23 protein-coding genes and 1 pseudogene are annotated in these 23,613 nt (G+C 71.2%); 18 read left to right on the top strand and 6 right to left on the bottom strand.

Going from position 1 to position 23,613, the window contains the following annotated elements; all coding sequences use genetic code 11:
- Positions 1-138: 138 nt before the first annotated feature.
- Positions 139-2,598 (bottom strand): (Fe-S)-binding protein, encoded by a 2,460-nt coding sequence (locus tag ABZY57_RS25365; RefSeq protein WP_356515597.1) that lies wholly within the window; start codon positions 2,596-2,598, stop codon positions 139-141.
- Positions 2,599-2,785: 187 nt separating this feature from the next.
- The gene (locus tag ABZY57_RS25360; protein WP_356515595.1) at positions 2,786-3,328 is read right to left on the bottom strand and encodes a sugar transferase; all 543 of its coding nucleotides are present in this window, start codon (positions 3,326-3,328) and stop codon (positions 2,786-2,788) included.
- 184 nt (positions 3,329-3,512) lie between these two features.
- Between ABZY57_RS25360 and dnaK the strand changes: the two genes are divergently transcribed.
- The 4 genes from dnaK to ABZY57_RS25340 are packed head-to-tail and all read left to right on the top strand — an operon-like array spanning position 3,513 to position 7,742.
- A complete protein-coding gene (dnaK, locus tag ABZY57_RS25355; RefSeq protein WP_356515593.1) occupies positions 3,513-5,363 on the top strand; it encodes a molecular chaperone DnaK in 1,851 nt (616 codons plus the stop codon).
- A complete protein-coding gene (gene grpE, locus ABZY57_RS25350) occupies positions 5,363-6,055 on the top strand; it encodes a nucleotide exchange factor GrpE (protein WP_356515591.1) in 693 nt (230 codons plus the stop codon). Before dnaK ends, grpE begins: the two co-directional genes overlap by 1 nt.
- A 48-nt stretch (positions 6,056-6,103) precedes the next feature.
- Positions 6,104-7,288: a molecular chaperone DnaJ gene (gene dnaJ, locus ABZY57_RS25345; protein ID WP_356515589.1), complete on the top strand. Its 1,185-nt coding sequence runs from the start codon at positions 6,104-6,106 to the stop codon at positions 7,286-7,288.
- Between the two features lies 1 nt (position 7,289).
- A complete protein-coding gene (locus ABZY57_RS25340) occupies positions 7,290-7,742 on the top strand; it encodes a helix-turn-helix domain-containing protein (protein WP_356515587.1) in 453 nt (150 codons plus the stop codon).
- A gap of 189 nt (positions 7,743-7,931) precedes the next feature.
- Here ABZY57_RS25340 and ABZY57_RS25335 read toward each other — a convergent pair whose 3' ends face one another.
- Positions 7,932-8,939 carry a helix-turn-helix transcriptional regulator gene (locus ABZY57_RS25335; RefSeq protein ID WP_356515585.1) on the bottom strand — a complete coding sequence of 336 codons (1,008 nt, stop codon included), beginning with the start codon at positions 8,937-8,939 and terminating at the stop codon, positions 7,932-7,934.
- Between the two features lie 84 nt (positions 8,940-9,023).
- On the opposite strand from ABZY57_RS25335, the gene ABZY57_RS25330 reads away from it, so the two are divergent.
- Together ABZY57_RS25330 and ABZY57_RS25325 are read left to right on the top strand one after the other, a co-directional pair.
- Positions 9,024-9,287, top strand: coding sequence for a hypothetical protein (locus ABZY57_RS25330; protein ID WP_356515583.1), 264 nt, complete (start codon positions 9,024-9,026; stop codon positions 9,285-9,287).
- The gene (locus tag ABZY57_RS25325; protein ID WP_266906367.1) at positions 9,287-9,598 is read left to right on the top strand and encodes a (2Fe-2S)-binding protein; all 312 of its coding nucleotides are present in this window, start codon (positions 9,287-9,289) and stop codon (positions 9,596-9,598) included. The genes ABZY57_RS25330 and ABZY57_RS25325 overlap by 1 nt, the downstream gene beginning before the upstream one ends.
- Before the next feature lie 213 nt (positions 9,599-9,811).
- Here the strand turns inward: ABZY57_RS25325 and ABZY57_RS25320 are convergent, their stop codons facing one another.
- Positions 9,812-10,267 carry a TIGR03618 family F420-dependent PPOX class oxidoreductase gene (locus ABZY57_RS25320; RefSeq protein ID WP_356515581.1) on the bottom strand — a complete coding sequence of 152 codons (456 nt, stop codon included), beginning with the start codon at positions 10,265-10,267 and terminating at the stop codon, positions 9,812-9,814.
- 109 nt (positions 10,268-10,376) lie between these two features.
- Here ABZY57_RS25320 and clpB point away from each other — a divergent pair, with 109 nt between their 5' ends.
- Complete coding sequence (gene clpB, locus ABZY57_RS25315) at positions 10,377-12,962, top strand: ATP-dependent chaperone ClpB (protein ID WP_356515579.1); 2,586 nt, start codon at positions 10,377-10,379, stop codon at positions 12,960-12,962.
- A 209-nt stretch (positions 12,963-13,171) separates the two neighbouring features.
- Positions 13,172-13,735 (top strand): YbjN domain-containing protein, encoded by a 564-nt coding sequence (locus ABZY57_RS25310; RefSeq protein WP_356515577.1) that lies wholly within the window; start codon positions 13,172-13,174, stop codon positions 13,733-13,735.
- A gap of 31 nt (positions 13,736-13,766) precedes the next feature.
- On the opposite strand, the gene ABZY57_RS25305 is transcribed toward ABZY57_RS25310, so the two are convergent.
- Positions 13,767-15,011: a mannosyltransferase family protein gene (locus ABZY57_RS25305; RefSeq protein WP_356515575.1), complete on the bottom strand. Its 1,245-nt coding sequence runs from the start codon at positions 15,009-15,011 to the stop codon at positions 13,767-13,769.
- A gap of 41 nt (positions 15,012-15,052) precedes the next feature.
- On the opposite strand from ABZY57_RS25305, the pseudogene ABZY57_RS25300 reads away from it, so the two are divergent.
- Positions 15,053-15,256, top strand: a pseudogene (locus ABZY57_RS25300) (DUF3224 domain-containing protein); the annotation flags it as partial.
- A 106-nt stretch (positions 15,257-15,362) separates the two neighbouring features.
- Positions 15,363-15,470 carry a DUF3224 domain-containing protein gene (locus tag ABZY57_RS25295; RefSeq protein WP_356515573.1) on the top strand — a complete coding sequence of 36 codons (108 nt, stop codon included), beginning with the start codon at positions 15,363-15,365 and terminating at the stop codon, positions 15,468-15,470.
- A 29-nt stretch (positions 15,471-15,499) separates the two neighbouring features.
- On the opposite strand, the gene ABZY57_RS25290 is transcribed toward ABZY57_RS25295, so the two are convergent.
- Positions 15,500-16,693, bottom strand: a complete 1,194-nt coding sequence (locus ABZY57_RS25290; protein ID WP_356515571.1) for a pyridoxal phosphate-dependent aminotransferase — start codon at positions 16,691-16,693, stop codon at positions 15,500-15,502.
- A 128-nt stretch (positions 16,694-16,821) separates the two neighbouring features.
- Here ABZY57_RS25290 and ABZY57_RS25285 point away from each other — a divergent pair, with 128 nt between their 5' ends.
- The 8 genes from ABZY57_RS25285 to fbaA all read left to right on the top strand — a co-directional run bounded on the left by ABZY57_RS25285 (position 16,822) and on the right by fbaA (position 23,531).
- Positions 16,822-17,043 (top strand): hypothetical protein, encoded by a 222-nt coding sequence (locus ABZY57_RS25285; RefSeq protein WP_356515569.1) that lies wholly within the window; start codon positions 16,822-16,824, stop codon positions 17,041-17,043.
- A gap of 369 nt (positions 17,044-17,412) precedes the next feature.
- Positions 17,413-17,994: a DUF2617 family protein gene (locus ABZY57_RS25280; RefSeq protein ID WP_356515567.1), complete on the top strand. Its 582-nt coding sequence runs from the start codon at positions 17,413-17,415 to the stop codon at positions 17,992-17,994.
- A 134-nt stretch (positions 17,995-18,128) separates the two neighbouring features.
- Positions 18,129-19,808 carry a polyamine aminopropyltransferase gene (locus ABZY57_RS25275; protein ID WP_356515565.1) on the top strand — a complete coding sequence of 560 codons (1,680 nt, stop codon included), beginning with the start codon at positions 18,129-18,131 and terminating at the stop codon, positions 19,806-19,808.
- 11 nt (positions 19,809-19,819) lie between these two features.
- Entirely contained in the window at positions 19,820-19,948 is a 129-nt protein-coding gene (locus ABZY57_RS25270; protein WP_356515563.1) for a hypothetical protein, read from the top strand.
- 10 nt (positions 19,949-19,958) lie between these two features.
- Complete coding sequence (locus ABZY57_RS25265; RefSeq protein ID WP_356515561.1) at positions 19,959-20,831, top strand: SRPBCC domain-containing protein; 873 nt, start codon at positions 19,959-19,961, stop codon at positions 20,829-20,831.
- Between the two features lie 67 nt (positions 20,832-20,898).
- Positions 20,899-21,693: an aldose 1-epimerase gene (locus ABZY57_RS25260; RefSeq protein WP_356515559.1), complete on the top strand. Its 795-nt coding sequence runs from the start codon at positions 20,899-20,901 to the stop codon at positions 21,691-21,693.
- A 21-nt stretch (positions 21,694-21,714) separates the two neighbouring features.
- Positions 21,715-22,254 (top strand): orotate phosphoribosyltransferase, encoded by a 540-nt coding sequence (gene pyrE, locus ABZY57_RS25255; RefSeq protein ID WP_356515557.1) that lies wholly within the window; start codon positions 21,715-21,717, stop codon positions 22,252-22,254.
- Positions 22,255-22,508: 254 nt separating this feature from the next.
- Positions 22,509-23,531: a class II fructose-bisphosphate aldolase gene (gene fbaA, locus ABZY57_RS25250; protein WP_356515555.1), complete on the top strand. Its 1,023-nt coding sequence runs from the start codon at positions 22,509-22,511 to the stop codon at positions 23,529-23,531.
- The last annotated feature ends 82 nt before the right edge of the window (positions 23,532-23,613 follow it).

Below are 23,613 nucleotides of genomic sequence, written 5' to 3'. Positions count from 1 at the left end.
CTGTGTCACGTATCCAGTCTAGAACACAGGGAGAGCAGGAATCCGCCATGTCGAACACCTCGCACGCGTCGAACACATCGAGCACCTCGGCCACCCCCCTGTGGGGGCGGGCCGTTCCCGTGTTCGGTGCTGCGCGGGCTACTTCGCCTCGGCGTCGGTCCCCGGCTCGGCCGGGGTCTCCGCCTTCGGCTCCGCCGGGGTCTCCGCCTTCGCCTCGGGTTCCGCCGCCTTCGGCTCCGGCTCCGCCTTCGGCTCCGGCTCCGCCTTCGGCTCCGGCTCCGCCGCCTTCGGCTCGGCGACAGGCTCCGCCTCGACCTCAGGCTCCGCGACAGGCTCAGGCTCCGCGACAGGCTCAGGCTCCGCCTCGGCCTCCGGTTCGGCGACAGGCTCCGGCGTCTTCACCGACTCCAGCAGCAGCTGCGCCACGTCCACCACCGTGACGTGTTCCTTCGCCTGGCCGTCGTTCTTCTTGCCGTTCACCGAGTCGGTGAGCATGACGAGGCAGAAGGGGCAGGCGGTGGAGACGATGTCCGGGTTCAGGGACAGGGCCTCCTCGACGCGCTCGTTGTTGATGCGCTTGCCGATCCGCTCCTCCATCCACATCCGCGCGCCACCCGCGCCACAGCAGAAGCCCCGCTCCTTGTGGCGGTGCATCTCCTGCTGACGCAGGCCCGGCACGGCCGACATGATCTCGCGCGGCGGCGTGTAGACCTTGTTGTGGCGGCCCAGGTAGCACGGGTCGTGGTACGTGATCAGCCCGTCGACCGGGGTCACCGGCGTGAGCCGGCCCTCGTCGATGAGGTGCTGGAGCAGCTGCGTGTGGTGGATGACCTCGTACTCGCCGCCCAGCTGCGGGTACTCGTTCGCGATGGTGTTGAAGCAGTGCGGGCAGGTGGAGACGATCCGCTTCGCCGACTTCGGCTTCTTCGTCGACTCGTCCTCGTCGTCCTCGCCGAAGGCCATGTTCAGCATCGCGACGTTCTCCTGCGCGAGCTGCTGGAAGAGCGGCTCGTTGCCCAGGCGGCGCGGGGAGTCACCGGTGCACTTCTCGTCGCCGCCCATGATCGCGAACTTGACGCCCGCGATGTTCAGCAGCTCCGCGAAGGCCTTCGTGGTCTTCTTGGCCCGGTCCTCCAGCGCGCCGGCGCAGCCGACCCAGTAGAGGTAGTCGAACTCGGAGAGGTCCTCCGCGTCCTTGCCGATGATCGGGACCTCGAAGTCCACCTCCTTGGTCCACTCGACGCGCTGCTTCTTCGCGAGGCCCCAGGGGTTGCCCTTCTTCTCCAGGTTCTTGAGCATCGTGCCCGCCTCCGACGGGAACGCGCTCTCGATCATCACCTGGTAGCGCCGCATGTCGACGATGTGGTCGATGTGCTCGATGTCCACCGGGCACTGCTCGACGCACGCGCCGCAGCTCGTGCAGGACCACAGGACGTCGGGGTCGATGACCCCGTTCTCCTCGGCCGTGCCGATCAGCGGGCGCTCCGCCTCCGCCAGAGCGGCGGCCGGGACGTTCGCCAGCTGCTCCGGAGTCGCCTTCTCGTTGCCCTCCATGTCCTTGCCGCCGCCGGCCAGCAGGTACGGGGCCTTGGCGTGCGCGTGGTCGCGCAGCGACATGATCAGGAGCTTGGGGGAGAGGGGCTTGCCCGTGTTCCAGGCCGGGCACTGCGACTGGCAGCGACCGCACTCCGTGCACGTGGAGAAGTCGAGGATGCCCTTCCACGAGAACTGCTCGACCTGCGAGACGCCGAAGACGTCGTCCTCGCCCGGGTCCTCGAAGTCGATGACCTTGCCGCCCGAGGTCATGGGCTGGAGGGCGCCGAGCGCCGACGCACCGTCGGCGTTCCGCTTGAACCAGATGTTCGGGAAGCCGAGGAAGCGGTGCCAGGCGACACCCATGTTGGTGTTGAGCGAGACCACGATCATCCAGATCAGCGAGGTGCCGATCTTGATCATCGCGGTGAAGTAGATGGCGTTCTGCAGCGCGCCGAGCGACATGCCCTCGAAGGCGAGCACCAGCGGGTACGAGACGAAGTACGCCGGCTCGTACGAGTCCACGTGGTGGATCGCGCCTTCCAGGCCGCGCAGGCACAGGATCGCGAGGCCGATGGTCAGGATGATGTACTCGACGAAGTACGCCTGCCAGGCCTTCGAGCCCGCGAAGCGCGACTTGCGGCCGGCCCGCGAGGGCAGCGACGCGAGGCGGATCCCCATCAGGACGAGGATGCCGACCACGGTCATCAGGCCGATGAACTCGATGTAGAGCTCGAACGGCAGGAAGCCGCCGATGATCGGCAGCACCCAGTCGGCCTGGAAGAGCTGGCCGTACGCCTGCACCAGGGTCGGCGGCAGCGTCAGGAAGCCGATCGCGACGAACCAGTGCGCGAAGCCGACGAGGCCCCAGCGGTTCATCCGGCTGTGGCCGAGGAACTCCCGGGCAAGGGTGAGCGTTCGGGATTTCGGGTCGTCCGTACGGCTGCCTGCCGGCACGGGCTGGCCGAGCTTCACGAAGCGGTAGATCTGCGCCACGGCTCGGGCGAGCAGCGCGACGCCGACCACGGTCAGGACCAGCGACACGATGATCGCGGCGAGTTGCATGGGAGGGCTCCTCGGGCGGCACTTACTAAGCGGTAACTTATCCAGTCAAGGCTTGAGGTTACCCAGTCCCGACGCCGCAATGTAGCCGAGCGCGCGGTGATCTGCGTCGCTCGCCCCCGCCGTGGCGGGCCGCGTCCCCCGCGACGTCCCCGCGACGTCCCCGCCGCGTCCCCGCCGCGTCCCCGACTCAGGGCCGCCCGTGCCGCCAGGCCGCCCGCGGGGTCCGCGCGAGGATCGCCAGGTCCATTCCCAGCCAGTGGTTCTCCACATAGTGCCGGTCCAGCAGGTCCATCTCCTCCCACGGCAGGTCCGAACGTGCGCTCACCTGCCACAGTCCGGTCATCCCGGGTCGTACGAGGAGCCGCTCGGGCCGGTCCGGAGCGCTGGGTCCGGGGCGCGGCCCGACCAGCGACATCTCGCCCCGCACCACGTTGAGCAGCTGCGGCAGCCGGTCCAGCGAGCACCGCTCCAGCGCCGCCCCGGCCCGCCCCTTGCCCACGCGGAACCGCCACGCCCGGTAGGGCCGCCCGGCCAGCCCCGCCGCCGGCTCGTGCACGAGGGCGCCCGCGCCCTGGGTCGCGTACAGCAGGGCCGTGGTGAGCAGAAGCGGTACGAGGAGCACCGCGAGCAGGAGCGCCGCTCCGGCGAGGTCGAGCACCCGCTTGGCCGAGGGCCCGGCCGGCCATGACCAAGGCCCTGGCCGGGCGGGGAGCGAGAGCAGCTTCTGCATGCCAGCACGGTGCCGTACGCCTTTGGCGGTGTGCGGGTGCCGCGCGGCCGTGGTGACCCGAATGGCGCCCCTGAGCGTAAGGGCGGCCTAAAGGTTGAGCCCCCTCGACTCACCTCTGTTGACAGCGGCGGAGCGGTGCGGCACTCTTGAGTCTGTTCCACTCAAGTCAGCTGGAGGAATCAAAATGGCACGTGCGGTCGGCATCGACCTGGGCACCACTAACTCCGTCGTCAGCGTTCTGGAAGGCGGCGAGCCCACCGTCATCACCAACGCCGAGGGCGCCAGGACCACGCCGTCCGTCGTCGCCTTCGCCAAGAACGGCGAGGTCCTCGTCGGCGAGGTGGCCAAGCGTCAGGCGGTCACGAACGTGGACCGCACCATCCGCTCCGTCAAGCGCCACATGGGCACTGACTGGAAGATCAACCTGGATGGCAAGGACTTCAACCCGCAGCAGATGAGCGCCTTCATCCTGCAGAAGCTGAAGCGCGACGCCGAGGCGTACCTGGGCGAGAAGGTCACGGACGCGGTCATCACCGTCCCGGCCTACTTCAACGACTCCGAGCGCCAGGCGACGAAGGAGGCCGGTGAGATCGCGGGCCTGAACGTCCTGCGCATCGTCAACGAGCCGACCGCCGCCGCCCTGGCCTACGGCCTCGACAAGGACGACCAGACCATTCTCGTCTTCGACCTCGGTGGCGGCACGTTCGACGTGTCCCTCCTGGAGATCGGCGACGGCGTCGTCGAGGTGAAGGCCACCAACGGTGACAACCACCTCGGTGGCGACGACTGGGACCAGCGCGTCGTCGACTACCTGGTGAAGCAGTTCCAGAACGGCCACGGCGTCGACCTGTCCAAGGACAAGATGGCGCTCCAGCGTCTGCGCGAGGCCGCCGAGAAGGCGAAGATCGAGCTGTCCTCCTCCACGGAGACCTCGATCAACCTGCCCTACATCACGGCTTCCGCCGAGGGCCCGCTGCACCTGGACGAGAAGCTCACGCGCTCGCAGTTCCAGCAGCTGACCGCGGACCTGCTCGACCGCTGCAAGACCCCGTTCCACAACGTCATCAAGGACGCGGGCATCAACCTGTCCGAGATCGACCACGTGGTCCTGGTCGGCGGCTCCACCCGCATGCCGGCCGTCGCCGAGCTCGTCAAGGAGCTCACCGGCGGTCAGGACGCCAACAAGGGCGTCAACCCGGACGAGGTCGTCGCCATCGGCGCGACCCTCCAGGCGGGCGTTCTCAAGGGTGAGGTCAAGGACGTCCTGCTCCTCGACGTGACCCCGCTGTCCCTGGGTATCGAGACCAAGGGCGGCATCATGACCAAGCTCATCGAGCGCAACACCACGATCCCGACCAAGCGGTCCGAGATCTTCACGACGGCCGAGGACAACCAGCCGTCCGTGCAGATCCAGGTCTACCAGGGCGAGCGCGAGATCGCGGCGTACAACAAGAAGCTCGGCATGTTCGAGCTGACCGGCCTGCCGCCGGCTCCGCGTGGCGTCCCGCAGATCGAGGTCTCCTTCGACATCGACGCGAACGGCATCATGCACGTCACGGCCAAGGACCTCGGCACGGGCAAGGAGCAGAAGATGACCGTCACCGGCGGCTCTTCGCTCGGCAAGGACGAGGTCGACCGCATGCGCCAGGAGGCGGAGCAGTACGCGGACGAGGACCTGCGCCGCAAGGAAGCCGCCGAGTCCCGCAACCAGGGCGAGAGCCTCGTCTACCAGACGGAGAAGTTCGTCAAGGACAACGAGGACAAGGTCCCGGCCGACGTCAAGGAAGAGGTCGAGGCCTCCATCGCCGAGCTGAAGGAAAAGCTCAAGGGCGAGGACGCTGCCGAGATCCGCACCGCGACCGAGAAGCTCGGTGCCGTCAGCCAGAAGCTCGGCCAGGCGATCTACGCCGACGCCCAGGGCGCCCAGGCAGCCGGTGGCGCGCCGACCGGTGACGCCGGCCAGGCCGACGCCAACGACGACGTCGTCGACGCCGAGATCGTCGACGACGAGAAGCCGAAGGGTGGCGCTGCCTGATGTCGGAGGAGACCCCGGGTTTCGACGAGAAGCCCGACGTCCCCGACGACGCCGCGCCTGACGACGCCGCCGAGCCGAAGGCCGCAGCTTCCTCCAAGGAGGAGGCCGCGGCCCCGGCCGGGGACTCTGCAGCAGCACAAAGCGGCCAGGAGACGGCCCTGCTGGCCCAGCTGGACCAGGCCCGTACCGCGCTCGGCGAGCGCACCGCGGACCTCCAGCGGCTCCAGGCGGAGTACCAGAACTACCGCCGCCGGGTGGAGCGGGACCGGATCGCCGTCAAGGAGATCGCGGTCGCGTCCCTCCTGACGGAGCTCCTCCCGACCCTGGACGACATCGGCCGGGCGCGGGAACATGGCGAGCTGGTCGGCGGCTTCAAGTCGGTGGCCGAATCGCTGGAGACCGCCGCGGCCAAGATGGGTCTGCAGCAGTTCGGCAAGGAGGGCGAGCCCTTCGACCCGACGATCCACGAGGCCCTGATGCACTCGTACGCGCCGGACGTCACCGAGGACACCTGCGTGGCGATCCTTCAGCCGGGGTACCGCATCGGCGAGCGTACGATCCGTCCCGCACGGGTCGCGGTGGCCGAGCCCCAGCCGGGTGCGGCGCCGAAGTCCGAGGCGGCGGAGGCTGCGTCCTCGACGGACGCGTCGGCCCCGTCGGACAAGGACGCAGATGCCCCCGACAAGGGCTGAAGCTGAACACGTAGGACACGCAGTAGCGCGAGAGGAGGGACACCGGGGATGAGCACGAAGGACTTCGTCGAGAAGGACTACTACAAGGTTCTCGGTGTCCCGAAGGACGCCACCGAGGCCGAGATCAAGAAGGCGTACCGGAAGCTCGCCCGCGAGTTCCACCCGGACGCCAACAAGGGCGACGCCTCGGCCGAGGAGCGCTTCAAGGAGATCTCCGAGGCGAACGACATCCTCGGGGACGCCAAGAAGCGCAAGGAGTACGACGAGGCCCGCGCCCTGTTCGGGAACGGCGGCTTCCGCCCCGGTCCCGGCGCGGGCGGCGGCTCGTTCAACTTCGACCTCGGCGACCTCTTCGGGGGCCAGCAGCAGGGCGGCGCGGGCGGCTTCGGCGGCGGCGGCCTGGGCGACGTCTTCGGCGGACTGTTCAACCGCGGCGGCGCCGGCGCGGGTGCGGGCACCCGTACCCAGCCGCGCCGCGGCCAGGACATCGAGTCGGAGGTCACCCTCTCCTTCACGGAGGCGGTGGACGGGGCCACGGTCCCGCTCCGGATGTCCTCGCAGTCGCCCTGCAAGGCCTGTTCGGGCACCGGCGACAAGAACGGCACGCCCCGCGTGTGCCCGACCTGCGTCGGTACCGGCCAGGTCTCGCGCGGCAGCGGCGGCGGCTTCTCGCTGACCGACCCCTGCGCGGACTGCAAGGGCCGCGGCCTCATCGCCGAGACCCCCTGCGACATCTGCAAGGGCAGCGGGCGGGCCCGCAGTTCCCGGACCATGCAGGTCCGGATCCCGGCGGGGGTCTCCGACTCCCAGCGGATCCGGCTGCGGGGCAAGGGAGCTCCGGGCGAGCGCGGCGGCCCGGCCGGCGATCTGTACGTGGTCGTGCACGTGGACGCGCATCCGGTCTTCGGCCGCAAGGACGACAACCTCACGGTGACCGTTCCGGTGACCTTCGCGGAGGCGGCGCTGGGAGCCGACATCAAGGTCCCGACCTTGAACGGCCCCTCGGTGACGCTGAAGCTGCCCCCGGGCACCCCGGGCGGCCGCACGATGCGGGCCCGCGGCAAGGGCGCGGTCCGCAAGGACGGCACCCGCGGCGACCTGCTCGTGACGGTGGAGGTCGCGGTCCCGACCGAGCTGAACGACAAGGCCCGCGAGGCCATGGAGCTGTACCGCGAGGCGACGGAGTCCGAGGACCCGCGTTCCGCGCTGTTCGAGTCCGCGAAGGGAGCATGACATGGACGGCCGCCGTAGGAGCCACTACCAGCTCACCGATGAGACCCCGGTCTACGTGATCTCGGTGGCCGCCCAGCTCTCGGGCCTGCATCCGCAGACCCTGCGCCAGTACGACCGCCTCGGCCTGGTCTCCCCGGGCCGTACGGCGGGGCGCGGCCGGCGCTACTCGGCCCGTGACATCGAACTGCTCCGCACGGTGCAGGCGCTGTCCCAGGAAGAGGGCATCAACCTGGCCGGCATCAAGCGGATCATCGAGCTCGAGAACCAGGTCGCCGCGCTCCAGCAGCGCGTGGCCGAGCTCTCCACGGCCGTCGACGGCGCCGCCGCCGTCCTCCAGCAGCGCGAGGCACAGGTCCACGCCTCGTACCGGCGCGACCTGGTCCCGTACCAGCCTCCGCAGCCGGGCAGCGCCCTGGTCGTCTGGCGGCCGGCGCCCAAGCGCCCGATGGACTGAGCGCGCTCCGTGCGCGTCGAGAAGGCCCCGATCCGCCGGATCGGGGCCTTCTCCGCGTTCCCGCGCGTCCGTACCGCCGTCCGGGGCGCCAGGGCGCTCCGGGGCGCCCCAGGACCCCCTGCCGGGCGCCACGGCCCCGGACGACGCGGGTCTGACCGGCACGATCCGGAAGAGGCGGCCCAGGCACGTCTACTTGTCGTCGAGGATGCCCGACTGGGCGATGAGGAAGCCGAGCTGGGCCCGGCTGCCGCTGCCCAGGGCGGAGGCGAGCTTGGCGATGTGCGCGCGGCAGGTCCGTACGTTCATCCCCAGCCGGCGCGCGATGGCCTCGTCCACGTGTCCCTCGATGAGGAGCTGGGCGATGGAGCGCTGCACGCCGGAGATCCCCGCGGGCGTATGCTCGTAGGTCACCTCGTCGCCCAACGGCACGGCCCGGCGCCACAGTTGCTCGAACACATTGATGAGGTACGCCACGACTCCGGGGTGGCGCAGCTCCAGCGCGACACGCCGGTCGTCGCGGGCCGGGATGAAGGCCACGCTACGGTCGAAGATGATGAGGCGCTCGATCAGTTCCTCGAGCGTGCGGATCTCGACCTTGCCCGTGGAGACCCTGTCCGCGTAGGCGAGCATGCTCTGGCTGTGCCGCGCGGTGTGCTGGTACAGCGTGCGGATGCTCACCCCGCGGTCGATCACGTTGGTGCCGCGCTCCAGCGACTGGGACAGGACGAAGGGGGAGCGGCCGCCGCCCGGTTGGATCGTCAGTACCTCGGTGTGGCACTCGGCCGTGGCCAGATCGAGCGCCGCGTTGATCTGTTCCAGGCCTTCGTGTGCGGTGATGGCGTGGGTGTTCGCGGGGCTGCGGGCGCTGATGGCGAGGAACGGCTCGAATGCATCGGTCAGGTCCACGGCGCTGCGGCGGCGGTCCTGGATCTCCTTTTCGAGGGGATGGAGCCGCTGGGCGAGTGCGACGGAGGGGGGAACCGCGCGGAGTTGGTTCGCGTCATCGGGATCGGAGCGCAAGAGCCCGAATTCGAGCAGGCAGGGGACGTTGTCGACCTCGCTGCGGGCCACGCGGCCGGCGCTCAGAGCCGCCGCGTAGAGCCGTGTTCCCTCGGCGCACATGCTGGTGACCGGGTGGGGATGTGTCGGGTTTGTGTCTGTATTGGGCAAATCTCCACCCCCCAGGGTCCTGAACATGTAAGAACATGATGCATCGTCCCTGTGGCACCGACGTGCCTGAATAAGCCATCGTCTGACACGCGGGGGAGAGGATTCCATCAAGTGAGGACGAAGCCGACCATGTACAAGAGAATGCTTCGCTCGGCGCTTGCCGTTGTTTTCTCCGCCGTAGCGGTCTTTGGGGCAATCAGTGCCGCCACCGGGGATGCGGACAGCGTACGAGCCGCGTCGGGGTCGAACCCGACATCGGTGCAGGCGGGCAAGACGGATATCGGGTGGGACCGGCTGACCGATGGGGACATCGGGTGGGACACGGCGCCCATGTCGGACATCGGCTGGGACACCATGCCGGCGAGGGTCTCCTGATGACCCCCGACGATCATGGCTTCCGCCGTGAAATGGCATCGGCCTACCGCTCCGGCTGGCAGTTCATCGATCTCACCAGCGCCATTCCTTACGCAGGCGACTCGCTGAAGGTCACCCTCTTCGGCCAGCCGATCATCGTGGTGCGGGAAGAGGACGAGGACGTCCGCGCCTACCGCTGTCTGCGCCGTCCCCGAGGCGCACCGCAGCCCGTCCGCTGCGAGATCCGGTACGGCATGGTCTTCGTCAATCTGGACCAGCGTGATCATCAACTTTTCGAGCCCGAATCCGCCGCCACCCCCCGCAGTGCCTGAAGCGATTCCCCTGTCGTCGCAGATCGCTCAGGCGCTACCCCCACACAGCGACGCCATCGTGGACCTGACCACGATGGCGTCGCTGTGATGTCCGTGTCCAGTGGTTGAACCGGACATCGTCGAACCGGACACCGCCGAACGGGGCACGGCTCGGCCCGGGTGCGACCACCTGGGCGCGACCGGCCTGGGCGCGAGCGGCCTCGGCGCCGCCGACTACGCGCGCCCCATGGCCCGGTCCAGGGTGATCTCCATGACCACGCGGTCCGGGTTCGGCGAGGGCGTCCGCCCGTACCGCTCCGCGTAGCGCCGTACCGCCTCCGCGACCGCGGCCTCGTCCGTACGGATCACCGCGCGACCCTCCAGGGTCGCCCAGCGCCGCCCCTCCAGCTGGCACACCGCCACCCGGGCCCCGCCCTGCGGGCCGCCCTGCGACGCCAGCACGTTGCGGACCTTCTTGCTGTTCTTGTTGCTGATCACCCGTGCCAGGCCGGCTTCCGGGTCGTAGGTCACGCCCACCGGGACCACGTGCGGGCTGCCGTCGGGGCGGTGCGTGGTCAGTGTGCAGACGTGCCGCTCCCGCCAGAAGGCGAGGTACTCGGCCGTCGGGTTGAGTACGTCATGAGCCGTGGTTGCCGTGCCGGCTGCGGCGGACGTGTGGGAAAGCGACATGCGCGAAGGGTACGTCCCGCCACCTTGAGTGGAATAGACTCAACTTTGTGCAGGTTGCCCATGTAAAGCACAAGAGCTGTACGAGCTGTACGGAAGGGAGAAGGCGCACGTGGATGCCGAGCTGACCAACAGGAGCCGGGACGCGCTGAACGCGGCCACCACCAGGGCCGTCAAGGACGGGCACGCGGACCTGACGCCCGCGCACCTGCTGCTGGCGCTGCTCGCCGGCGAGGACAACGAGAACATCACCGACCTGCTCGCCGCGACCGACGCCGACCAGGCCGCCGTACGCGCGGGCGCGGACCGCCTGCTCGCCGCCCTGCCCAGCGTCACGGGCTCCACGGTCGCGCCCCCGCAGCCCACCCGTGAGCTGCTCGCCGTACTGGCGGAGGCCGACGCGCAGGCCGGGAAGCTCGGCGACGAGTACCTCTCCACCGAACACCTGCTCATGGCCGTCGCCGCCAAGGGCGGCGCGGCCGGCGAGCTCCTTTCCGCCCAGGGCGCGACCGCGAAGAAGCTGCGCGACGCCTTCGAAAAAGCAAGAGGAGGGCGGCGGGTGACCACCCCCGACCCCGAGGGCCAGTACAAGGCCCTGGAGAAGTTCGGCACCGATTTCACGGCCGCGGCCCGCGAGGGCAAGCTCGACCCGGTCATCGGCCGCGACCACGAGATCCGCCGCGTCGTCCAGGTGCTCTCGCGCCGTACGAAGAACAACCCGGTGCTCATCGGCGAGCCCGGCGTCGGCAAGACCGCCGTCGTCGAGGGCCTGGCCCAGCGCATCGTCAAGGGCGACGTCCCCGAGTCCCTGAAGAACAAGCGGCTGGTCTCCCTGGACCTCGGCGCGATGGTGGCCGGTGCCAAGTACCGCGGCGAGTTCGAGGAGCGGCTCAAGACGGTCCTCGCGGAGATCAAGTCCAGCGACGGCCAGATCATCACCTTCATCGACGAGCTGCACACGGTCGTCGGCGCGGGCGCCGGCGGGGACTCCTCCATGGACGCGGGCAACATGCTCAAGCCCATGCTGGCCCGCGGCGAGCTGCGCATGGTCGGCGCGACCACCCTCGACGAGTACCGCGAGCGGATCGAGAAGGACCCGGCGCTGGAGCGGCGCTTCCAGCAGGTGCTGGTGGCGGAGCCGAGCGTCGAGGACACCATCGCGATCCTGCGCGGGCTCAAGGGCCGCTACGAGGCCCACCACAAGGTCGTCATCAACGACAGCGCGCTCGTCGCCGCGGCCACCCTCTCCGACCGCTACATCACCTCCCGCTTCCTGCCCGACAAGGCCATCGACCTCGTCGACGAGTCCATGTCCCGGCTCCGCATGGAGATCGACTCCTCCCCGCTGGAGATCGACGAGCTCCAGCGCTCGGTCGACCGGCTGCGCATGGAGGAGCTGGCCCTGAACAACGAGTCCGACCCGGCCTCGCGCGAACGCCTCGACAAGATCCGCAAGGACCTCGCGGACAAGGAGGAGGACCTGCGGGGCCTCACCGCCCGCTGGGAGAAGGAGAAGCAGTCCCTCAACCGGGTCGGCGAGCTCAAGGAGCGCCTGGACGACCTGCGCGGCCAGGCCGAGCGCGCCCAGCGCGACGGGGACTTCGACACCGCCTCCAAGCTCCTCTACGGGGAGATCCCGGCCCTGGAGCACGAGCTCGCGGAGGCCACCGAGGCCGAGGCCGAGGTCGCCCGGGACACGATGGTCAAGGACGAGGTCGGCCCGGACGACATCGCGGACGTGGTCGGCGCCTGGACCGGCATCCCCGCGGGTCGCCTCCTGGAGGGCGAGACCCAGAAGCTGCTCCGCATGGAGGAGGAGCTGGGCCGGCGCCTGATCGGGCAGGGCGAGGCCGTGCGCGCCGTCTCCGACGCCGTGCGCCGCACCCGCGCCGGCATCGCGGACCCGGACCGGCCGACCGGCTCGTTCCTCTTCCTCGGGCCGACCGGCGTGGGCAAGACGGAGCTGGCCAAGGCCCTCGCGGACTTCCTCTTCGACGACGAGCGGGCCATGATCCGCATCGACATGTCGGAGTACGGCGAGAAGCACAGCGTGGCCCGCCTCGTGGGCGCCCCGCCCGGCTACGTGGGCTACGAGGAGGGCGGCCAGCTGACGGAGGCCGTCCGCCGCCGCCCGTACTCCGTGGTCCTCCTGGACGAGGTCGAGAAGGCCCATCCCGAGGTCTTCGACGTCCTGCTCCAGGTCCTCGACGACGGGCGCCTCACGGACGGCCAGGGCCGTACCGTGGACTTCCGCAACACCATCCTGGTCCTGACCTCGAACCTGGGCAGTCAGTTCCTGATGGATCCGTCCACGGCTGCGGACGAGAAGAAGGCCCGGGTCCTGGACGTGGTGCGGGCCACCTTCAAGCCGGAGTTCCTCAACCGCCTCGACGACCTGGTGGTCTTCTCGGCCCTGAGCGGGGCCGAGCTGGCCCACATCGCCGAGCTCCAGATCGGCCGCCTCGCCCAGCGACTGGCCGAACGCCGCCTCACCCTGGACGTCACGCCCGAGGCCCTGGCCTGGCTGGCGGACAAGGGCAACGACCCGGCGTACGGCGCCCGCCCCCTGCGCCGCCTGATCCAGACGGCCATCGGCGACCGCCTGGCCAAGGAGATCCTCGCGGGCGAGGTCCGCGACGGCGACACCGTCCGGGTGTCCGTGGCGGGTGACGACCTCCTGGTGGGCAAGGCGCTGTAGGGCCGAAAGGGTGGAGTCGCGAGGAGCCGGAGTGCCAAGGCGCAGTAATCCGGCGCATTCCCGCCTCAGCCGGGCCCCGGGATCCCCGGGGTCCGGCTTACCCGGGCCCTACTCCTGTCCGCCCTGCGCGGATCGGCACCCTCCGGGGTGGACACGGGGTGGGCGCGATGGGGGAGGATGGCGGCATCCGCACGAAGGGAAGTCACACGGTGAGCATCGACCCGGCCTCGATTCCGAACTTCGGAGGGCAGCAGCCCGATCCGCAGGCCACTGGACCGGCGGGCCCCGTCGTCCCCGACCAGGACCTGGTCAAGCAGCTCCTGGAGCAGATGGAGCTCAAGTACGTCGTCGACGACGAGGGTGACCTCGCGGCGCCGTGGGAGGACTTCCGCACGTACTTCATGTTCCGCGGCGAGGACGAGCAGCAGGTCTTCTCCGTACGGACCTTCTACGACCGCCCGCACAAGATCGAGGAGAAGGCTCAGCTCCTCGAGTCCATCGACGACTGGAACCGCCGCACGCTGTGGCCCAAGGTCTACAGCCACACGCACGACGACGGCTCCGTCCGCCTGATCGGCGAGGCGCAGATGCTGATCGGCACCGGCGTGAACCTGGAGCACTTCGTGTCCTCCACGGTCAGCTGGGTCCGCGCGTCGATCGAGTTCGACAAGTGGCTCGTCGAGCAGTTCGGGCTGGAGAAGGAAGTCGACTCCGCCGACAAGGACGATGACAAGAACGGCGAGGACGGCGAGGGCGGCTCCGAGACCAACTAGGTCCCGGTCCGGCCCCTCGCGGGGCCACCCCTCACGGCGCCACCCCGGACGCGAGCAGCAGGTACGGCCCGTATCCGTACGAGAGCCCGGCCAGCACCCCGGTCACCACGACCGCGGTGCGCGGCCGGGCTTTCGCCATGAGGGCCACCGCGGGCAGCAGCAGCGGGAACGCGGGCAGCAGGAAGCGCGGCTTCGATTCGAAGAAGCCCGCTCCGCCGTAGGTCATGACCAGCAGCACGCCCGTGTACACGAGCAGCGGCAGCGGGATCCTGCGGTCGGCCGCCAGCAGCCCGGCGAGCACCAGTGCGGCCGTCAGCAGGACCACCGTCACGGTCGTGGCAAGCTCCACCTGCCCGGGGCCGGACAGCGCGTGCTGCGCGGAGCGCAGCGCCCCCGCGCCGAAGTCGAAGCGAGATCCCCAGCCGCTCTGGACGGCGAAGTATCCGCCGAGCGGATCCCCCCGGTGCACGCCGACGAGCAGGACGTACGAGGCCCAGCCCGCGGGAGCGGCCAGCCCGGCGGCCCACACCGCCGCGGGTGCGCGGCCCCGCCGGCGGCAGATCTCGTACGCGGCGGCCGCCGTCACGGCGGCGGCGACCGCGATCCCGGTGGGCCGCGTCAGCCCCGCGAGCACGGCCAGTCCCGCCGCCCAGCCCCAGCGGCCGCGCAGCAGGGCGTACAGGGCCCAGGCGGCGAAGGCGGCCAGCAGGGGCTCGGTGTAGGCGAGGGTCAGCATGAGGGCGTGCGGCAGCGAAGCCCACAGCGCGACGAGCAGCACCCCTGCGCGGCCCCCCAGCAGGTGCTCCCCGACCCGGTACACCCCCACCGCGGCCGCGCCCGCGGCGATCCAGGCGACGACCAGCGCGGCGACGGTCAGGGAGCCGGGCAGCACGGTGGAGGCGCAGCGGATCAGGACGGGGTAGAGCGGGAAGAACGCGGAGTCGCTCTGCACGGACCCGATGCCGGGATAGACCTGGGTGCGCCCGTAGCCGTGCTCGGCGATCCGCAGGTACCAGACGGAGTCCCAGGACTCCCCGAGCACCCGTACGGGGCTGCGCCCGCTCCACCAGGCCGCCACGGCGACCGCCAGCACCCCGCCGCCGCGCACGGCCGCGTACACCCCGAGCGCGAGGACGGTGCCCGGGATCCGGGCGCGGAGGCCGGTGCGGGGGCCCTCGCGGGGGCCGCTGCGCGGACGGCTGCGCGGGCCGGTGTGCGCGCCGGTGCGCGGGCCGGCCCGCAGGCCGTCCGCCACCGCTTCCGGCTCCGTCGCCATGGATCCCGGCCCTCCTGGTCTCGCGCGAGTACGCGCATCCGATGATGAGAGCTTCCGGCACGTTCAAGGTCGTCCGCTTCACCCCCACGGCGCTCACCCCGGATCCCGCGGTGGAAACGGGTCTCCCGGTCGGAGTCGCCACGATGGAGAAACACTACGAGGGGGAGAACCTCACGGGCCGCTCGGCCACCCTCTTCACGGCGGCCTTCGACCAGGAGACGGGCGTCGGCAGCTACGTGGCGATGGAGTCCTCCGAGGGCGCGCCGGCCGGCCGCGAGGGGCGCCTTCGACTTCGTCCACTCGGCCGCCACCGACGGCGGCCCCGACCGCGCCGCCGAACACTTCGGGATCGTGCCGGGCAGCGGCACGGCCGCTCTGGAGGGGATCACGGGCTCCGGCGGCCTGCGCGTCACGCAGGACGGCACCCACCGGATCTGGTTCGACTGCGACCTCCCGTAGCTGGCGGGCCCGGCCTCACGCGGCCCGCCTCAGAGCCGCCGCAGCCGCTCCACCGCCTCCTCCAGGACATCGGTGCGCTTGCAGAAGGCCCAGCGGACGTGGGCGGCCCCGGCGGCCTTGTCGTCGTAGAAGACCTGGTTCGGGATGGCCACCACCCCGCAGCGTTCCGGCAGTGCCCGGCAGAAGGCGAGCCCGTCGCGCTCGCCGAGCGGGGTGATGTCGGTGGTGACGAAGTAGGTGCCCTGGGGGCGGAAGACCTCGAAGCCGGCCGCCGCGAGGCCGTCGGAGAGGAGGTCGCGCTTGGCGGCCAGGTCCGCGCGGAAGGAGTCGTAGTACGCGTCGGGCAGGGCGAGGGCCTCGGCGATCGCGTACTGGAACGGGCCCGAGGACACGTACGTCAGGAACTGCTTCGCCGAGCGGACCGCCGTGACCAGCTCCGGCGTCGCCGTCACCCAGCCGACCTTCCAGCCGGTGAAGGAGAAGGTCTTGCCGGCGGAGGAGATGGTGACGGTGCGCTCGCGCATGCCCGGCAGGCCCGCCAGCGGGGTGTGGGCGCCCTCGAAGACCAGGTGCTCGTACACCTCGTCCGTGACGACCAGCAGATCGCGGGAGACGGCCAGCTCCGCGACCGCGGCCAGTTCGGCGGGGGTCAGGACGGTACCCGTCGGATTGTGCGGGGTGTTGAGCAGCAGCAGCCGGGTGCGCGGGGTGACCGCCGCCCGCAGCGCGTCCACGTCGAGGCGGAAATCGGGGGCGCGCAGCGTCAGCGGCACCCGGACGGCTCCGGCCATCGCGATGCAGGCGGCGTAGGAGTCGTAGAAGGGCTCCAGGGCGATGACCTCGTCGCCCGGCTCCAGCAGGGCCAGGAGCGAGGCCGCGATGGCCTCGGTGGCCCCGGCGGTGACGAGCACCTCGGTGTCGGGGTCGTAGGCCAGGCCGTAGAAGCGCTGCTGGTGCGCGGCGATCGCGGTACGCAGCTCCGGGACGCCGGGGCCCGGCGGGTACTGGTTGCCCCGGCCGTCGCGGATCGCGCGCGCCGCCGCCTCGGCGATCTCGGCGGGGCCGTCGGTGTCGGGGAAGCCCTGGCCGAGGTTGATCGATCCCGTGGCGGTGGCCAGGGCGGACATCTCCGCGAAGATCGTGGTGCCGAAGGCCGCCAGCCGGCGGTTGAGGAAGGGGCGGACAGGGCGGGAGGGGCGCTCGGGATCGCTCATGGGCGCCATCCTGCGGGGAAGCTCTGGACTTGCTCAAGTGTGCTTTGGGCCGCGTACGGCGCGGGCATCCCCCCAGCACGCGGGACGAAGGGGATCCCGCACCCCGGGGAACCGGGGGACCAGAGAGGGGTCGGGGGATGATCCTCGGAATAGTGATCTTCGTGGTGGTGGCCGTGGTGATCGTCGCGCTCGTGGCCAAGGCCTCCCGCGGCGGTGGCAGGACCGGCAGCAGCAGCGACTCCGGCGGCGGGGGCTGGTGGGCCGGGGGCGAATCGGGAGGTTCCTCCTCGTGCGGCTCGTCCTCGTCCTCGTGCAGCTCCTCCTCGTCCTGCGGCGGCGGAGGATGCGGTTCCAGCTGACACGGGGCAGCATGGATCCATGGCTTCCGCCGCAGGACCACCTTCGTACCGCGTCCCGCATGGATGAGACGCCCGCCGGGCACAACTTCCGTCGGGCGTCTTCTTGTTCGGACGTCACGGCCGCGCATTACGGCGTACGGGCGGCATGTCCTTGAACACGTGAACTGTGTTGCCCCCGAGGGGATGTAAACCCCTGCAACTTGGGTAAAAACGCTGTGAGTGCCGTGCCTTTCATGATTCCCTCGGTTGAGTAGATCAGTCCTCGGACCTCCCTGGACTTCCTGTGGACCCGTGCCGGTGTCCCCCCACCCGTTGACTACCGCTGGCGGGCCCCGGCCCATCTCCCTCGCGCGTTTGCGGAGCCGACTCATGCTCACGACCCTCCAGACCACCTATACCGACACGCGTGCCGCCGATCTCGCCTGGGCCCTGGGTCGGGAGCGGCTGCCCGCCCTGGCCGTACTGAACCTCGAACTGGATGGTGCGAAAGTGGAGTTGCGCCTGCTGGGGGCCTCCCACCAGGTGCTCCTGGAGGAGGGCGACGTGCTCTGCTCCGAGACCGTCGCCTGCATGCCCGGCAGCAGCACCCCGCTTCCGCTCGGCGTGGCCAAGCGCGTGGGCGACTGGGAGTACGAGTTCGCCGCGCGGGTCGAGAACCTCTCGCGCGGCTCCTTCGCCGGGCGGGCGCAGGAGCTGCTCGCGCTGGTCGCGGACCACCCGAACGGGCTCGCCGGCACCTTCCCGGGCAGCCCGCACGCCTTCACCGCCATGCTCGCGCAGCGCTACGAGGGCCAGGTGCGCTGGCGGACCTGGCATGCGTACCCGCAGGAGGGGCAGTTGGTGGCCACCCGTACCCGGGTCGGCGTACGGACCGCCGGGACGGGCGGGGGTGCGGGTGCGGGCGCGGCGGCCGCCGCGGAGGTGGCCGTGGACTCGCCGGTGCTGATCTGAGGGGCGCCGGCGCCCGTCCGGGGTCGCGGGGTCGCGGAGTTGCCGGACGGTTACGCCAACTGCCCCAATCAGTGCGCCACTTACACCCATGTGGGTGACCGGATGCGAGCGGGCGGTGACGTACGGTTCGCTTCATGATCGACCGTTCCACCCCGCGCGGGGTGCTTAGCACCCGGTGGCGCCGCCCCCCGGCTCCGGAGCCGCGCGGTGTGGCCCGCGTCCCGGCCGCCCTGCCCGTACGGCCCAGGACCGGCCGACTCCTCGTCCTGGCGACCGTGTTCGTCTGCGCCGCCTGCGGACTCGTATACGAACTGGAGCTGCTCGCCCTCGGCTCGTACCTCATCGGCGACTCCGTCACCCAGGCGTCCGTCGTGCTGTCCGTCATGGTCTTCGCCATGGGCGTCGGATCGCTGCTCGCCAAGGCCCTGCGCACCCGCCCCGCCTTCGGCTTCGCCCTCGTGGAAGCGTGCCTCGCCCTGCTCGGCGGGCTCTCCGCCCTGGCGCTCTACGCCAGCTTCGCCTGGCTCGGGGAGTCCCGGCCCGCACTCGTCGCCTTCTCCTTCACCATCGGCGTCCTCATCGGCGCCGAGATCCCGCTCCTGATGGTCCTCATCCAGCGCATCCGCAGACAGGACGCGGGCGGCGCCGTCGCCGACCTGTTCGCCGCCGACTACGTCGGCGCCCTCGTCGGCGGCCTCGCCTTCCCCTTCCTGCTGCTGCCCGTCCTCGGCCAGCTCACCGGCGCCATGCTCACCGGCACCGTCAACGTCATCGCCGGCGGCGGCCTCGTCCTGTGGCTGTTCCGCCGGGACCTGAGCCGCCGCGCCCGCTGGCTGCTCGTCGCCGTCAACGTCACCGTCCTCACCGTCCTGGGCTGCGCCACCGTCCTGGCCGACGACTTCGAACGCGTCGCCCGCCGCGCCGTCTACGGCGGCGAGGTCCGCGTCGCCGTCCAGACCGGCGTCCAGGAACTCGTCCTCACCGGCCCCCCGACCGGCTCCCCGCGCTCCCTCGACCTCTTCCTCGACGGCCGCCTGCGGGTCAGCGGCTACGACGAGTACCGCTACCACGAGGCCCTCGTGCACCCCGCGATGACCGGCCCGCACACCCGGGTCCTGGTCCTCGGCGGCGGCGACGGCCTCGCCGCCCGCGAGGTGCTGCGCTACCGCGACGTCGCCTCCGTGACCGTCGTCGAGCTCGACCCCGGAGTCGTGCGGCTCGCCCGGACCGACCCGATGCTCTCCGAGCTGAACGGGCGGGCGTACGAGGACCCGCGCCTCGGCGTCGTCACCGAGGACGCCTTCCGCTGGCTGCGCGCACCCGCCGCCCGGGCCGGTTTCGACGTCATCGTCTCCGACCTGCCCGACCCCGGGATCACCCCCAGCACGAAGCTGTACTCGCAGGAGTTCTACGGGCTGGCCGCACGGGCCCTGCGCCCCGGCGGGCGGCTCGCCGTCCACGCGGGGCCGCCCGGCACCAGGCCCCGTACCTACTGGACGGTCGAGGCCACGCTGCGCGCGGCCGGCCTGCGCACCGCCCCCTACAGCGCCGGCGGCCGCCTCTCGGGCTTCGCCGCCGGCCCCGACCGGGCGCTCGGCGCAGCTTCCGCCTCCGCCTCCGGCGGGACGCTCCCGCAGGACTGGGGCTTCGTCCTGGCCGCCCGCGAGGGCGTGCCCCGGCTGCGGGTGGACCGGGAGACGCCCGCCCTGCGCTCCCTGTCCACGCAGTCCCTGGCCGACGCGGCCCGGGACACGGAGCGCACCCGGGTGGCGGGCCTCCCGCCGTCGACCCTGCCGCACCCGAGGTACTCGTAGCGGGGGTGCTCGTGGGCGAGGTACGCGCGGCCGGGGTGCGCATGGGCGAGGTACGCGTGGCCGGGGTGCGCACGGCCGGGGTGCGCATGGGCGAGGTACGCGTGGCCCGGGTACTCGTGGCCGGGCGGTCGCGTCGGTAGGCTCGTTCGCATGGAGCATCAGGTGTTCGTACCGGTCCCCTCCGCCGACGTCCGCGCCGTGCTGCGCGACCCCGCCCGGCTGGCGCGGTGCGTGCCGGGGCTCCAGCAGGACGCCGATACCGAGGCCGGGCCGCTGTCCGGCCGGCTGAAGGTGCGGGTCGGGGGGCACACCGTCACCTACCGCGGCACCCTCTCCGTCACCGAGCAGGACCCGGACCGCTTCACCCTCGCCGGCGAGGGCACCGAGGTGCGGGGGAGCGGGGCTGTGAAGCTCTCCCTCGCGCTGCGCCTGACCGAGGCGGACGGCGGGACCCGGCTGGAGTTCACCGCCGAGTCCGCCGCCGACGGCCGCGCCGCCTCCTTCGCCCCCGATGCGGCCGCCACGGCCGGGCACCGGCTCCTGGACCGCGCCGCCGGGCACCTCGCGGCCCTCGCGGTCGACGACGCGGCGGGGCCGGCCGACGCGGTGGCGGGCGCCGACGCGGACGCCGACGTGGATGTGGACGCGGGCCAGGACCAGGACCAGGAGGACCCCGGCCCGGGGTTCACCGAGGTCACCGCGTCCGTGTTCGACACCGAGGTCCCGCCTCCGTCCCTGGACCCGTTCCTGGAGGGCACCTTCGAAGGCATGGCCGACCTCGGAGACCTCGGCGACCTCGGCGGCCCCCCGCGCCCGCCGGCCGAGGCCGCGCACGCCCGCCGCACGATGATCGGCCGCAGTGCGGAGGAGGTCGACCACGCGCCGCCGCGCGGCCGCTACGCCCCCGTCCCGGCCCCCGCCTCCGCCTCCGCGAACGCCGGCCTCCGCTGGATCGCCCCGGCCGCCGCCGTGGCCGTGGCCTCGGCGGTCCTCCTGGGCCGGGCCCTGCGCCGCCGCCGCTGACCCCGGGGAACGCGCCCGCGCCCCGGCGCGGCCCTGATCACCCCGCCGGGCTGACTAAGGTCATGGCATGAGTACGCAACTGCGCGCCGGCGGCGCCGAGGTGACCATCGACCAGGAGAACGGCTGCCGGATCAGCAGTCTGCGCATCGACGGGACGGAGCTGCTGCGGCAGGGGAACCACTACGGGTCCTTCCCGATGGTCCCGTGGTGCGGCCGGACCAAGGACGGGCAGTTCCAGGACGGGGCGACCCTGCACCAGCTCCCGCTCAACCACCCGCCGCACGCCATCCACGGCTTCGGCCGCGACGCCGCCTGGCGCCCCGCCCGGGCCACCGGCACCGAGGCCGCCTTCACGTACCCGCTCGCCGACCCGTGGCCCTACGACGGCCTGGTCACCCAGATCTTCGAGCTCGGCGAGAACGCGCTGACCCTGACGATGGGCATCGAGACCTACGGGGACTCCTTCCCGGCGCAGGCCGGCTGGCATCCCTGGTTCCGGCGCAACCTCGGGACCGGCGGGGGCGGGTCCGACGTACGCATCGACTTCGAGGCCGCCTGGCAGGAGGAGCGCGGAGCCGACCACCTGCCCACCGGCAACCGCATCGACCCGAAGCCCGGCCCCTGGGACGACTGCTTCGGCATGCCGTACGGGGTCGACGTCACGCTCACGTGGCCCGGCGCCCTGGAGCTGAAGGTCACGAGCCGCTCCGAATGGGTGGTCGTCTACGACGAGGAGCCCGAGGCCGTCTGCGTGGAACCGCAGTCGGGCCCGCCGAACGGCCTGAACAGCCTCCCGCAGTTGGTCACCCCCGTGGACCCGCTGGAGATCTCCACGACGTGGACGTGGCGGCGGCTCGGGTAGGGCCCAATTAAGCTCGGGGCCATGAGTGACGTACGCGATGCGCTTCTGCAGCAGATCAAGGACAAGGCCGTCGTGCACGGCAAGGTGATCCTCTCCTCCGGCCGCGAGGCCGACTACTACATCGACCTCCGCCGGATCACCCTGGACGGCGAAGCCGCCCCGCTGGTCGGCCAGGTCATGCTCGACCTCACCGCCGACCTGGAGTTCGACTGCGTCGGCGGCCTGACGCTGGGCGCCGACCCGGTCGCCACCTCGATGCTGCACGCCTCCGCCGCGCGCGGCGCGCGCCTGGACGCCTTCGTCGTCCGCAAGGCGCAGAAGGCGCACGGCATGCAGCGCCGTATCGAGGGCACCGACGTGCAGGGCAAGCGCTGCCTGGTGGTCGAGGACACCTCGACCACGGGCGGTTCCCCGCTGACCGCCGTCGAGGCGGTCCGCGAGGCCGGCGGCGAGGTCGTCGCCGTCGCGACGATCGTCGACCGCGGCGCGGCCGGCGCCATCGCGGCCGCGGGCCTGCCCTACCTCACGGGCTACCAGCTCGACGACCTCGGTTTGTCCTAACCCTTGGACGCCGGGCCGTGCTTCCGCACAACTGGTGACTTAGGTCCCCGGACGTCCGTAAGTAGGCCCTGACCTGCGCCTTTCCAGCCGGGTGGAATGTTTCACGTGAAACACTCCACCCGGATCGGTCTGCGCGGTGCCGCCACGGAGGTGGAGTGTGCCCGGGAGTCTGGAAAGATGGGGACGACGGCAACGTCGCCCCCAGGTCAGGGCCCGCAATAAGCACACTCCCCGCACATCCAAGGAGCGGACAGATGCCCATCGCAACCCCCGAGGTCTACAACGAGATGCTCGACCGGGCGAAGGCAGGCAAGTTTGCCTACCCGGCGATCAACGTGACCTCGACCCAGACCCTGCACGCTGCACTGCGCGGCTTCGCGGAGGCGGAGAGCGACGGCATCATCCAGATCTCCACCGGTGGTGCGGAGTTCCTGGGTGGCCAGTACAACAAGGACATGGTCACCGGCGCCGCCGCCCTGGCCGAGTTCGCGCACATCGTGGCCGCCAAGTACGACATCACCGTCGCGCTGCACACGGACCACTGCCCCAAGGACAAGCTGGACGGCTACGTCCGCCCGCTGCTCGACATCTCCGCCGAGCGCGTGGCCCGCGGCCTCAACCCGCTCTTCCAGTCGCACATGTGGGACGGCTCCGCCGAGACCCTGGCCGACAACCTGGCCATCGGCCAGGAGCTGCTCGCCAAGGCCGCCGCCGCGAAGATCATCCTCGAGGTCGAGATCACCCCGACCGGTGGCGAGGAGGACGGCGTCAGCCACGAGATCAACGACGAGCTGTACACCACCGTCGAGGACGCGCTGCGCACCGCCGAGGCCCTGGGCCTGGGCGAGAAGGGCCGCTACCTGCTGGCCGCCTCCTTCGGCAACGTGCACGGCGTGTACAAGCCGGGCAACGTCGTCCTGCGCCCCGAGCTCCTCAAGGACCTCCAGGCCGGCGTCGGCGAGAAGTACGGCAAGTCCTCGCCGTTCGACTTCGTCTTCCACGGCGGCTCGGGCTCGACGGCCGAGGAGATCGCCACCGCGCTGGAGAACGGCGTCGTGAAGATGAACCTCGACACCGACACCCAGTACGCCTTCACCCGCCCGGTCGTGGACCACATGTTCCGCAACTACGACGCGGTCCTGAAGGTCGACGGCGAGGTCGGCACCAAGTCGAAGTACGACCCCCGCACGTGGGGCAAGGCCGCCGAGGCCGGCATGGCCGCGCGCGTCACCGAGGCCTGCGCGAACCTGCGTTCCACGGGCACCAAGCTCAAGTAGCAGCGGCTCACGCGGCAGCGGCTTCCCGGAAGGGCCCGACCCCGCCGTCCACCTTCAGGACCGCGTCGTAGTTGCGGAACAT

The sequence above is a fragment of the Streptomyces sp. NPDC006450 genome (assembly GCF_040612195.1).
Lineage (GTDB): Bacteria > Actinomycetota > Actinomycetes > Streptomycetales > Streptomycetaceae > Streptomyces.
The sequence above is the reverse complement of the archived record's forward strand: the minus strand, read 5'-3'. Positions and strand labels throughout refer to the sequence as shown.